We start from the raw sequence: 11,684 nt of genomic DNA on the forward strand, positions 1-11,684 counted from the left end.
CGCCTGCCGGAGCGGGGACCGCCTTACTCCGAGCGCGGCGGGCTCAGCTCCGGTACCACTCCTCGTCGATCGAGGCGAGGCGTGAGGGCATGGCCTCTTCGCCGAGCCCGAAGAAGCGCTGGAAGCTGAGGATCAGGGGCTGCCAGCGCTCCGGGTCGATGCGGTTGTGGTGGCCGATGAGGCGCAGTGATTCGCGGACATGGACGCGCGTGATGGCGACCTCGACGGAGAGGCAGTCCGCCAGCGCGGGATCGGCGACCCCATCCAGCGGATGCACCGCGCAGACCACCCCTTCCAGATGCACGGGCAGCTCGGCGACCCGCGGTGGTGCGACGGTCTCGGATGCGAGCAGCGTCGCGCCCGCGTGCGCGAACTTGTCCTGCACGGTGCGATAGCCGGCGGCGTACTTGCGGTCCGACACGTTCGTCCGGCCGGTGGTGAGAGCCAGCCGGTCGACCAGATCGACCTCTCGGCGGGAGGGCAGGTTGATGACGACCTCGCGGGAGGCGGACGTCGCAGCGAACCCGTGCCGGTGTCAGTCCAGCGGCTCGGGAGGCCGCTGGGGCTCCGGCTTCTTCACGAGGAACAGCAGGATCCCGGCGATCGCGAGCAGCGGCCCGAGCGTCAAGCCGATCGGCGCGACGCCCTGGTTCAGCGGGATGCCGTTGAACAGCTGACCGACGGCGGGCGCGACCAGCATGACGGCGGCCGCCCACAGCACGACGGCGGTGGTGAGGAACGGGCGCTTGCGACGGGCCATGCGCCCAGCCTACGGCGAAGGCGCCCACCGGAACCCCGCCCGAGACCACCCGCCCAGACGCTGCGCGAAATCTCCGCAAGAGCGATCGAGCAGGCGACGAGCTCGCATCCCGGATCGGCTTCTCGCGATTCCACTTCGACCGGATGATCCGTTCGGTCGCGGCGGAGCCGCCGGCCGCGGATATGCCCTGTCCATCGAGCGTGATCAGGCGCTCAGCGAACTGCGCACCATCCTCGACACCGACGGCCCGCATTCCTCGCGCGTGTGCGGGAGATGATCGCCGAGGACTGCCTGGATGAGACGCATCGTGGATGCCATGGTCGAGCCGCGCAGATCATCTCGGACGGCGGGACGTCGCCACATCTTGTCGTGACTTGCGGGGTGCAGGCGGTCGCATCAGCGGAATGGCTGCGGCGGATTGCGCTTCGCGATCAGGCGCAGCCTGAACCGATCACGTCACTCGAGCGGTTCCCGGCATGCCGAACCGTGCGGACGCGGCTAGCGCCTCCCCTTCGCCAGGATGCGCTGCTGCACCTCTGCAGCGGGGCCCGGCGCGTGCGCAAGCATGGTGAGACTGAGGTCCCGAAGGGCGACGAGCTGGGTGTCGTCGAGTGCGCGCGTCATCACCGTCGTGATGCGCCGGGCGACATCACGCCCCACCTGCCGCTGGAGGGCGAGACCACTGGAGGTCAATCGGACCCGCTGCGCGCGCCCATCCGCGGTATCCGCGACGCGCTGCACGATGCCGCGCTTCTCGAGCCGCAGGATCAGGCGGGACATGCCGGCCTGCGTGATGAGCACATCCTCGCCGAGCTGGGTGATGCGCAGTCCCTCCGGCTCGCCCGCGAGGGCGAGCATCACGGCGTACTCGGTCGACTGCAGTCCCCGCCATATATCTGCTTCGGCGAACTCTCGCACCAACGTCGCCTGGGTGCGGAAATACGCCTCCCAGGCCTCGTTGGCGAGGCGGCTTCGTGAGGTCACCGTCACACTCCCGTCGAAGATCTCGTTGATCCGTCGCACCGGCGCCCCGGAACAGTGAGACTCCTGACAACCTACCGCTCCGAGGCGCTCCGCGGTGGTGATGCCATCACCCGGTGATTGCCGTGCCTGGGCAGCTCACGCACTTCCTCGGAGGCTGCCGCATCCGTGATCCCGCCCCGGGGCGACGAGCCCTCCGCTGCGGTGTCAGGGCACCCGCGCCGAGAGAGGCTCGTGAAGGCGACCGCCGTTCCCGCCAGGGCGATTCGTCGGACCACAGGACGACAGTGACCCCTGACCCAAGGGCCAGGGGTCACCGGAAGAGCTCGGTTACGCGGCCAGTTCTTCGTCCGACCGCTGCGCGCGCACGGACGCGAGCGCCTCGGACCAGGCCTCCACCTGGTCGAAGAGCGCAGACACGGATGCCTCGTGGTAGTCGGCAGGACGGAACGTGCTCATGTTCTCGAAGTCCGTGATGAGGTTGAACGTCGCCGCCGCGCTCACCGTGGCGACCTGGAGCTGCGAGAACACCAGCCGAAGGTGTTCGATCGCGCGAACCCCGCCGTAGACGCCGTAGCCGACGAACCCCGCCGCCTTGTCGGCCCACTCCGAGCCGACGAAATCGATCGCGTTCTTGAGCGCGCCCGACGTGGAGTGGTTGTACTCGGGCGTCACGAGGATGTAGCCGTCGAAGCGCTCGATCGTCTGCGCCCACTTCTTGGTGTGCTCGTGCGCATATTGCCCCATGGCGGCAGGCACAGGCTCATCGAGGTGAGGCAGCTCGAAGTCGGCGAGGTCGATGAGTTCGTACTCGGCCGCCTCCCGCCGCTGGGCCCTGTCGTTGATCCAGTGAGCGACGGCTTCGCCGTTGCGTCCGGGGCGAGTGCTGCCGAGGATGATCCCGATTCTTGTCATGTGTCGAGGTTCCCTTTCACGGGGTCGATGGAGAGACCCAGGCCGGGCCCCCCACGACGAAACATGACTAGTTATGCATTTATTCCGTACGTTACGGAAGGCGCGGCACCGGCGCGCTTACTTGCAGGCCGCGCGGATGCGCCTACCCGAAGAGCAGTGTGGCCAGGCTCGCGCCGCCGCCGCCGACGATCAGAGCGACGATCGTGACCCAGGCGACCATGCGGATGCGGCGATTGCGTCGCTCGCCGAAGTCGCCGTACTCATCGTCGGCGTCCATCGGTCGATCATTCGTGCTGCTCATCGCTGTCCGCGCTGTCCTTTTCTGCATCCGTGACGGTTCGCGCTGCTGAATTCTGCTCACGCGGCGCAGATATCCGCAACACGAGCAGAAAAGAGCAGCGTGAACCTCGTGGTGCTCCTCACGCCGACGTCGCAGCCGGCTCGGCGACCGTCGGACCGAAGACGGCAGGCAGGGTGGCACGCGAGGTCTCGCGCAGCTCGTCGACGGTGATGGTGAAGACGTCCTGCACCTCGAGTGCGGGCTCCGAGTCGGTGACTCCGATGCGCAGCACCGGGTAGTCGCGACCCTCGCAGAGGCCGCGGAACTTCACGTCGTCCTCACGCGGGACGGTCACGATCACGCGGCCCGCCGACTCGGAGAACAGCGCGGACGCGGCATCCACCCCGTCGCGCTCCATGAGCTCGGTCAGCCACACGCGGGCGCCGAGGCCGAAGCGCATGGCGCCCTCGGCGAGAGCCTGACCCAGGCCGCCCTCGGACAGGTCGTGGGCGGAGGAGATCAGCCACTCGTCGCGGGCGGCGGCGAGCAGTCCTGCCAGACGCTTCTCGCCGGCGAGGTCCACGGTCGGCGGCAGGCCGCCCAGGTGATCGTGCACGACATCCGCCCAGGCCGAACCCGACAGCTCGGTGGCCGTGGTGCCGAGCAGATAGATGTTCTGCCCCTCGTCCTGCCAGCCCGACGGGATGCGGCGGGAGACGTCCTCGATGATGCCCATCACGCCCACCAGCGGGGTGGGGTGGATCGGCACGTCGCCGGTCTGGTTGTAGAACGACACGTTGCCGCCGGTCACCGGGGTGCCCAGCTCGTAGCATCCGTCGGCCAGGCCGTCGACGGTCTGCCCGAACTGCCACATGACCTCGGGGTTCTCGGGGGAACCGAAGTTCAGGCAGTCGGTGATCGCCGTGGGCTCGGCGCCGGTGACGGCGACGTTGCGGTACGCCTCGGCGAGGGCCAGCTGCGCGCCCGCGTAGGGGTCGAGCTGGGAGTAGCGGCCGTTGGCATCGGTGGCGATCGCGAAGCCCAGACCGGACTCCTCGTCGACCCGGATCATGCCGGCGTCATCGGGGAAGGCCAGTGCCGTGTTGCCGCCGACGTAGTAGTCGTACTGGTTGGTGATCCAGCTCGTGTCGGCCAGGTTCGGCGAGCCCAGCAGCGCCAGGAACTGCTCGCGCAGCACGGCCGGGTCGTTCGAGCGGGGCAGCAGCTCCGCGGCATCCGCTTGCAGTGCGTCGAGCCACGTCGGGTAGGCGACCGGGCGGTCGTAGACCGGGCCGTCGACCGCGACCGTCGACGGGTCGACGTCGACGATGCGCTCGCCCTGCCAGTCGATGACGAGGCGTCCGTCGCCGGTGACCTCGCCGAGCACGCTCGTCTCGACCTCCCACTTGTCCACCACGGCCATGAAGGCGTCGAGCTTCTCGGGGGCGACGATCGCCATCATCCGCTCCTGGGACTCCGACATGAGGATCTCCTCGGCCGTGAGTGTGGGGTCGCGCAGCAGCACGTTGTCCAGCGAGACCTTCATGCCGCTGTTGCCGTTGGCGGCCAGCTCGGACGTGGCGCAGGAGATGCCGGCGGCGCCGAGGTCCTGGATGGCTTCGACCAGCTCGTCGCGGTACAGCTCCAGACAGCACTCGATGAGCACCTTCTCGGCGAACGGGTCGCCGACCTGCACGGCGGGGCGCTTGGTCGGTCCGCCGTCGGCGAAGGTGTCGGATGCCAGGATGCTGGCGCCGCCGATGCCGTCGCCGCCCGTGCGTGCGCCGAACAGGACGACCTTGTTGCCGACGCCGGTGGCGTTCGCGAGCTTGAGGTCCTCGTGGCGGAGGACGCCGACCGCGAGCGCGTTCACGAGCGGGTTGGCCTGGTAGACGGCGTCGAAGACGGTCTCGCCGCCGATGTTCGGCAGGCCCAGGCAGTTGCCGTAGAAACTGATGCCGGCGGTGACGCCGTGCACCACGCGGGGGGTGTCGGGGTGGTCGATCGCGCCGAAGCGCAGCGCGTCCATCACGGCGACGGGGCGCGCGCCCATGGAGATGATGTCGCGGACGATGCCGCCCACGCCGGTCGCGGCGCCCTGGAACGGCTCGATGAAGGAGGGGTGGTTGTGCGACTCGGCCTTGAAGGTGACCGCCCAGCCCTCGCCCACGTCGACGACGCCGGCGTTCTGGCCCATGCCGACCATGAGCCGTTCCTTCATCTCCTCGGAGACCTTCTGGCCGAACCGGCGCAGGTAGTTCTTCGACGACTTGTACGAGCAGTGCTCCGACCACATCACCGAGTACATCGCCAGCTCGCCCGAGGTGGGGCGGCGGCCGAGGATCTCGCGGATGCGGGCGTACTCGTCGTCCTTGAGTCCGAGCGCCGCGTAGGGCTGCTCCTTCTCGGGTGTCGCGAGGGCGTTCTCGACGGAGTCGGGAACGTGGGTGGGGGCAGAGGATGCGGCGGACACGCGGGCTCCAGGGAAGAGGGGAGAAGCGGGGCGAGACCAGTCTATCGGGCACTAGACGACGGACCTCTTGTGGTCCGGTTTGCTCAGCGCCCTGCTGCGTGCAGTTCCCGACCTGCGGCGCCCGCACGAGAAGAATTCGGCCAAGTGCGTAATGAAACGGGTCCCACGTCGTCTCATCAGGTGCAGGGAGCATTTCAGCTCTCGCAGTGACCGCCTCGGACCCGAATCCGGCGTAGTCGCCTGAGCGTCGCGACCGCGACGCCGACGCAGGGACGCGCGAATCCACGCGTGTCCCTTTCGCTTGCTCTGGGAGAACCATGTTCGAACACACTGCGCCGCGCCACCGCGCGCGCACTTTCATGCATTGGCTGGCCGGCATCCTCGTCGCCATGCTCTCGGTCGGAGGCGTGAGCGCACCGGCGTTCGCCGCCGGCGGCTCGGTGACGGTGTATCCGCCGTCGACCAGCGGCAGCCACAACGGCATGCCCGTCTTGACCGAGGGCGGCACGTACGACTTCCAGCTCGGGTACGGGAGCATGGATGACGGCGCCGCCGTCTCCATCGGCCTGCCCTATGGGATCACGATCCCCGACGCGGCGCTGGTCGTCCCCGCCGGGAACAAGGCGGTCGAATCGCTCGTGGTCAACGACGCGGGTCAGCTCGTGGTGACGTTCAAGAACCCGTTCCCCAGCGACGTCAACCAGGGCGTCCTCGACCTGAGGTTCACAGTCGACGAAATCACGGAGTCCGGCGTGCGCGACCTGGTCTGGAATGTGGACGGAGCGCCCACCACCCATCGCGTGATCGTCACCGAACCCGGCGAGTCGCCGCAGGCCACGACGACCTGGTCGAACAAGAGGGTTGGCGCAGCATCCATCCCGCACACCGTCGTCGACGGCACGGTCGTCATCGACGAGAGCGCGCTGGACGTCGTCCTGCCGTACACCGTCACCGTCGCCAGCAAGGCGGCGCGCGAGGTCACCATCGCTGACACGCTCGGCGCGCACCTCACGTTCGTGCCGGGATCGCTGAGCGGAAGCAAGGTCGTGCGCGACGCCGACGACCTCAATCCGGTGACGACCGCGCTCAGCGGCCTGCCGAGCATCTCCGGCGCCAGCTTCACCCACTTCTTCAGCGCGGAGGCGAACTCGACGTACACGTTCACCTACCAGGCGAGGATCGCGGATGCTGCCGCGCTCGCCGCTCTGCGCGATGAGCTGCAGGCCGCGTACGACCGGGTCGACAAGGTCAACGGCGGCTCCTACACGGTGGCCCTCACGAACCAGGTCGACGTGAACGGCCAGCAGCACTCCGCGCGCACTGAGGTGCGCGGCAGCGTCAAGGGCGCGGACCGTCCGGGCACCGGCACCGCATTCGGCAAGACCGTCAACCCCTCAGCAGTCACCCTCGAACAGCAGCTCGCCGCGGGAGCCGCTCTCGAGGAGTCCATCCCCGTCGCGTACACACTGAGCGCCGATCTGCGCGTCTTCGCCGACTTCGCCGAGGGTCCGTTCGCGTTGACCCGCAACGTCGTCGTGCGCGACGCCCTGCCGGCGGAGGCCGAGTGGGACGCCGACGGCGGCGACTTCCTGGCTCTCGTGGACCAGACCGGCGCGACGGTCGCGCTCACGGCGGCGGAGGGCCTCACCGGCGATATCGAGCAGGCCATCGCCGCTGACGAGTACGCGTACACGTATGCCATCTCCGGGCAGAATCTGTTCGTGAACCTGGGCAAGGACACCGCCAAGGCGTACACGCTCACCGCAGCCGCGACCATCGCCGCCCTGCCGCAGTCCATGAACGGCGACAACCAGTACCAGAGCCACTACCGGGCCACCAACAACGCCTACTTCGTCTACGCCGACGGCCGCTACGAGACCAAGACGGCTGCGACGACCATCACCGTGCCGAAGGACACCAGTAGCGGCGTCGACGACCCGGCGAAGTTCGCCAAGACGACCCCCGGCGGCACGATCACGCTGACCTCGGGTACGTCGACGACGATCCCCTACACGTTCACCGTGGGTGCCGGCGTCGGGGACGCCGCGACCTCGCGCGTCATCGACGTGATCGACCACACCGTGTTCGATGTGACCGAGCAGACGCTGCCGGTCATCAAGGCGTCGATCCACGGTACGTACGACTGGAACTACCCGCTTGACGGCGACACCTTCGACGTGTCGATCAACGAGCAGGGCGACCTCGTGCTCGCTCCCAACGCCGCATTCCCGAGGGACGCGAGCTGGGGAGCATCCGCCGACAAGCCCCTGACGGGTCGCTGGACCGTGACCGTCGCTCTGCCCACGCACGTGCTGCAGGGCAAGCAGACCATCGACGTCGAGAACACCGCGCGGTACGAGGGTGCCGGTCAGGAGATCGTATACACCTCGGGCACGAGCACGCGCGCGACCAGCTTCGGCAACGAGATGGAGGTGCAGAAGCGGGTCTACGACGCAGTCAACGACCAGTTCACCGGAAACCTGCGTGTGGAGATGGATGCGGAGGGAGGCCTCACCCAGAGCGACTTCATCTACCGCGTCGACCTGATGCCCCACGGCACGTTCACGAACATGGTTGAGGACGTCGTCGACGTGCTTCCCGACGGCGTCGAGTTCCTCGGCTGGGTCGCCCCGGACGAGGTGAACTCCGGTGCGGTCACCGCAGGTGACACCTACCAGGTCCCCGGTTCGAACATCACCGCCGGTTATGACGCGGCGGCCCATACGGTCACGCTCGAGCGCGGCCAGCTCGTCAGGGACTCCACCGTCTCGCTGTATTTCAAGGTGCGCGTTACGGACTACCAGGCGAACGTCGGCATCACGAACGTCATCGGCGCTGCCGGTGCCACGATCACCCCGACCAACGAGTACCCCCTCAGCCTACTCAAGCGCGACAGCACCGACGGTGCGAAGCTGATCACCGATCGGGCTGCCCGGTTCTCGGTGCTGGCCGACGACCAGCAGACGGTCGTGCTGAGTGACCTGAGGGTCGTCGACGGCAGGATCCTGACCGCGGACGGCGCGACCCCGACGGTGAAGACCGCAGGCACCTACTGGCTGCGCGAGGACGTCGCTCCGGCCGGGTACCTCAAGGCGACCGAACTGAGTCGCATCGCCGTGGCTGCGACCGGAGCTTCGGCCGACGTCGTGCTGTACAACACCCCCGGTGAGACCATCGAGCCCGAGAAGACGTACGCCGTCGGCGACGTGACCTGGATCGACGCGAACAAGGACGGCAGGCAGGACGACGACGAGCAGGTTCTGCCCGGCGTGACCGTCGAGCTTCTCAAGGACGGCGAGGTCATCGCGACCACGACCACCGACGAGTACGGCCGCTACCTGTTCGACGAGCTGCCTGCGGGCGAGTACCGCGTGAAGTTCACCCTCACGGCGCAGCAGCAGAAGCTCTACACCTTCACGCAGGCGGATGCCGGCGATGACGACGTCGTGGACTCGGATGCCGGTGTGCAGACGGGGCTGACGCAGACGATCGTGCTGGGCGAGGACAACGTCCATCTGACGCACGAGTACGCGTGGGCGGATGTCGTCGCGACGGAGGGCATCGATCCGACGTGGGATGCCGGAGTGATCGTGCGCGAGCAGGTCGACCCGATCGACCCGATCGACCCGATCGACCCGATCGACCCGATCGACCCGATCGACCCGGTCGGTCCCGAGCAGCCGGTCGACCCCGCGCACCCGGGCACTCCAGGCGTGAACGATCTGGCGAAGACCGGCGGCTCGCTGCCGATCGGCCTTGCAGGTACGGCGCTCGCGCTGCTCATCGCGGGAGCCGGTGCGCTCCTCTGGAAGCGCCGCAGCGTCTGAGTCGGCATGACCTCGTGAGGGCTCCGTCCCGGAGCGATCCGGGGCGGGCCCTCACGTCTGCTTGTGCGGCGCTCGCCGCCGGGCTGTTCCCGGAACATCCCCCTCAGCGCCGGTCGGCCGGCGCGCTGAAGCGCTGCCCGCCGAGCACGCTCAGCAGCCGGATCTTCTCCTCGGACTCGCTGCGCGGCGCGGGAGTCAGCACCAGCAGCGCCTGCCCGCGGTCCTCGGTGAACAGCACCTGGCAGTCCACCTCGATCGCGCCGACCTCCGGATGCAGCAGCGTCTTGTGATCGGCGAAGCGCTGAGCGACCTCCTGCCGTTCCCACAGCTCGCGGAACTCGGCGCTCCGCCGGGTGAGCTCCGCCACCAGGACGCCTGCCTGCGATCGTGCCCCCGTAGTGGCGTAGGCCGCGCGCAGGCCGGCGACCTGTGCGCGGCTGTTGCGCTCGTGGTCCTCGGGCGGATAGTGGGATCGGGCCTCGTCGGGGTGAAGGAACCAGCGGTAGGGCTCGTACCGCTCCAGGCCCGCCGCGCCGACGTGGTCGCCCAGGAGCGTGGCGGCCAGGACGTTCTGCAGCAGTGTCTCGCCGAGGATCGAGATGATCAGGGCGGGGGTGTCGGTCAGGCGATCGAACACGCGCTGCAGCGCGGGCGCGACGTGCTCGGAGGCGGCGATGCGATCGGGCACCGCGTGCCCGGAGACGCGGTACAGGTAATCGCGTTCGTCCGCGGAGAGGCGCAGTGCGCGGGCGATCGAGGCGAGCATCTGGGTGCTCGGCTGCGGGCCGCGCTGCTGCTCGAGGCGGGTGTAGTAGTCGGTGGACATCAGGGCCAGTTGCGCGACCTCCTCGCGCCGCAGACCAGGGGCCCTCCTGCGGAGGCCGGTGGACAGTCCGACGTCGCCGGGCTGCAGCTGCTCGCGGTGGCGGCGCAGGAAATCGGCGAGTGCTTGACGGTCCATGCATCCATGATGCGCCCGCGGCGCCGCGGCATCCAGGGATCGTCGATCCCCCGATGAGCGCACTCTGCCGGGCGCGCGTGGGCCGGCCGACACTCGACCCATGCGAATCAACGGAAACACCATCTTCATCCCCGGCGCGACCAGCGGCATCGGCCTGGCCCTCGCCCTGCGCCTGCGCGATGCCGGCAACCAGGTGATCGTCGGCGGTCGCCGCACCGAGCTGCTCGAGCAGATCGCGGCTCTGCATCCGGGCATCGACACCGTCCGGATCGACACGTCCGACGCTCGCTCCATCACCGAAGCGGCCGAAGCGGTCATCGCGCGGCACCCCGACCTGAACGTCCTCATCCCCATGGCGGGCATCATGCGCGCGGAGGACTGGACCTCTCCGGCCAGCGTGCTGGAGTCCGCTGAGACCACGGTGATCACCAACCTGCTCGGACCGATCCGGCTGATCTCCGCGTTCCTCGATCACCTGATGATGCGACCGGACGCCACGATCATGACGGTGTCGTCGGGGCTGGCGTTCGCGCCGCTGCGTGTGACGCCCACGTACAACGCGACGAAGGCGGCCATCCACATGCTCAGCGAGACCCTGCGGCTGCAGCTCGCGGGAACCGGCGTGCGGATGGTGGAGCTCGTGCCGCCGTCGGTGCAGACCGATCTGATGCCGGGACATCAGGACGACCCGTCCGCGATGCCGTTGGACGAGTTCATCGACGAGGCGATGGGCCTGATCCAATCGCAGCCGGATGCCGATGAGATCCTCGTCGATCGGGTGAAGTTCCTCCGCTACGGCGAGGCCCGCGGAGATCAGGCCCAGGTGATCGCGGCGTTGAACCGGATGGATGCCGCTGCGGCGGTGTGATCGGTCGGGCAAGCGTGTGCCCGGGCCGGCTGGATGCCGGCCCGGGCCTTTCCGTGGGTCCGAAGCTGGGGACTTCGGGCCCGATCCGTCCCGGGCTGGGGATCCGGGACGGAGCCGTCAGAGCTGGACGGTGCCGCTCTCGCCGCCGTCGTATCGCTCGCCTGTGATCTTCGACTTCACGAAGCTGAACACCGTGGCGATCTTGCCGCCAGGGCTGTCCCAGTACTGCGCCGAGTGGGCGGTGAACTTCAGCACGCCGACCGCGGGGTCATCGGGACCCTCCGGGAACCAGGCCTCGACGACCGGGTTCCAGAGCTCTTCGACCTTCCGCCGGTCTTCGATCAGCCCGGCGGTGCCGGAGAGCGAGACCCACGCCTTGTCGGAGCTCAGCGCGACGTTCGCCTGCGAGTCGGAGGCGAGGTCGGCGACCGGCGACGACGTCTTCGAGACGAGGAACCACAGGTCGCCGTCGAACTCCGCCTCCTGAACCGTCAGGGGGTGCGAGGCCAGACTCCCGTCGGCCTTCTGCGTCGTGAACATCGCGAACCGAAAGCCCTGGATGAGGTCCGCGACCTTCTTGCGGTCGTCAGTGGTGTCGGTCATGGAGCACCTTTCGTCT

General features: G+C 68.5%; 10 protein-coding genes. 2 read left to right on the forward strand and 8 right to left on the reverse strand.

The genetic code is table 11. The features are described from left to right. Positions 1 to 43: 43 nt before the first annotated feature. From ACFQY2_RS03690 to purL, 6 genes are all read right to left on the reverse strand, one after another. Positions 44 to 421: a hypothetical protein gene (locus ACFQY2_RS03690; protein WP_378744277.1), complete on the reverse strand. Its 378-nt coding sequence runs from the start codon at positions 419 to 421 to the stop codon at positions 44 to 46. A gap of 114 nt (positions 422 to 535) precedes the next feature. Continuing rightward, the gene (locus ACFQY2_RS03695) at positions 536 to 760 is read right to left on the reverse strand and encodes a hypothetical protein (RefSeq protein WP_378744278.1); all 225 of its coding nucleotides are present in this window, start codon (positions 758 to 760) and stop codon (positions 536 to 538) included. Positions 761 to 1,258: 498 nt separating this feature from the next. Continuing rightward, complete coding sequence (locus ACFQY2_RS03700; protein ID WP_378744279.1) at positions 1,259 to 1,744, reverse strand: MarR family winged helix-turn-helix transcriptional regulator; 486 nt, start codon at positions 1,742 to 1,744, stop codon at positions 1,259 to 1,261. Between the two features lie 327 nt (positions 1,745 to 2,071). Next, positions 2,072 to 2,656 (reverse strand): NADPH-dependent FMN reductase, encoded by a 585-nt coding sequence (locus ACFQY2_RS03705; RefSeq protein ID WP_378744280.1) that lies wholly within the window; start codon positions 2,654 to 2,656, stop codon positions 2,072 to 2,074. A 142-nt stretch (positions 2,657 to 2,798) separates the two neighbouring features. Further along, positions 2,799 to 2,933: a hypothetical protein gene (locus ACFQY2_RS03710; RefSeq protein WP_378744282.1), complete on the reverse strand. Its 135-nt coding sequence runs from the start codon at positions 2,931 to 2,933 to the stop codon at positions 2,799 to 2,801. 142 nt (positions 2,934 to 3,075) lie between these two features. Next, positions 3,076 to 5,409 (reverse strand): phosphoribosylformylglycinamidine synthase subunit PurL, encoded by a 2,334-nt coding sequence (gene purL, locus ACFQY2_RS03715; protein WP_378744283.1) that lies wholly within the window; start codon positions 5,407 to 5,409, stop codon positions 3,076 to 3,078. A 317-nt stretch (positions 5,410 to 5,726) separates the two neighbouring features. On the opposite strand from purL, the gene ACFQY2_RS03720 reads away from it, so the two are divergent. Then, positions 5,727 to 9,236 carry an SdrD B-like domain-containing protein gene (locus ACFQY2_RS03720; protein ID WP_378744284.1) on the forward strand — a complete coding sequence of 1,170 codons (3,510 nt, stop codon included), beginning with the start codon at positions 5,727 to 5,729 and terminating at the stop codon, positions 9,234 to 9,236. Between the two features lie 103 nt (positions 9,237 to 9,339). Here ACFQY2_RS03720 and ACFQY2_RS03725 read toward each other — a convergent pair whose 3' ends face one another. Next, complete coding sequence (locus tag ACFQY2_RS03725) at positions 9,340 to 10,197, reverse strand: helix-turn-helix transcriptional regulator (protein ID WP_378744285.1); 858 nt, start codon at positions 10,195 to 10,197, stop codon at positions 9,340 to 9,342. Between the two features lie 100 nt (positions 10,198 to 10,297). Here ACFQY2_RS03725 and ACFQY2_RS03730 point away from each other — a divergent pair, with 100 nt between their 5' ends. Continuing rightward, complete coding sequence (locus ACFQY2_RS03730; protein WP_378744286.1) at positions 10,298 to 11,065, forward strand: SDR family oxidoreductase; 768 nt, start codon at positions 10,298 to 10,300, stop codon at positions 11,063 to 11,065. Between the two features lie 117 nt (positions 11,066 to 11,182). On the opposite strand, the gene ACFQY2_RS03735 is transcribed toward ACFQY2_RS03730, so the two are convergent. Further along, positions 11,183 to 11,668, reverse strand: coding sequence for a pyridoxamine 5'-phosphate oxidase family protein (locus ACFQY2_RS03735; protein WP_378744287.1), 486 nt, complete (start codon positions 11,666 to 11,668; stop codon positions 11,183 to 11,185). Between the last annotated feature and the right edge of the window lie 16 nt (positions 11,669 to 11,684).

Source organism: Microbacterium sp. GCM10027623, assembly GCF_042666935.1.
GTDB lineage: Bacteria > Actinomycetota > Actinomycetes > Actinomycetales > Microbacteriaceae > Microbacterium.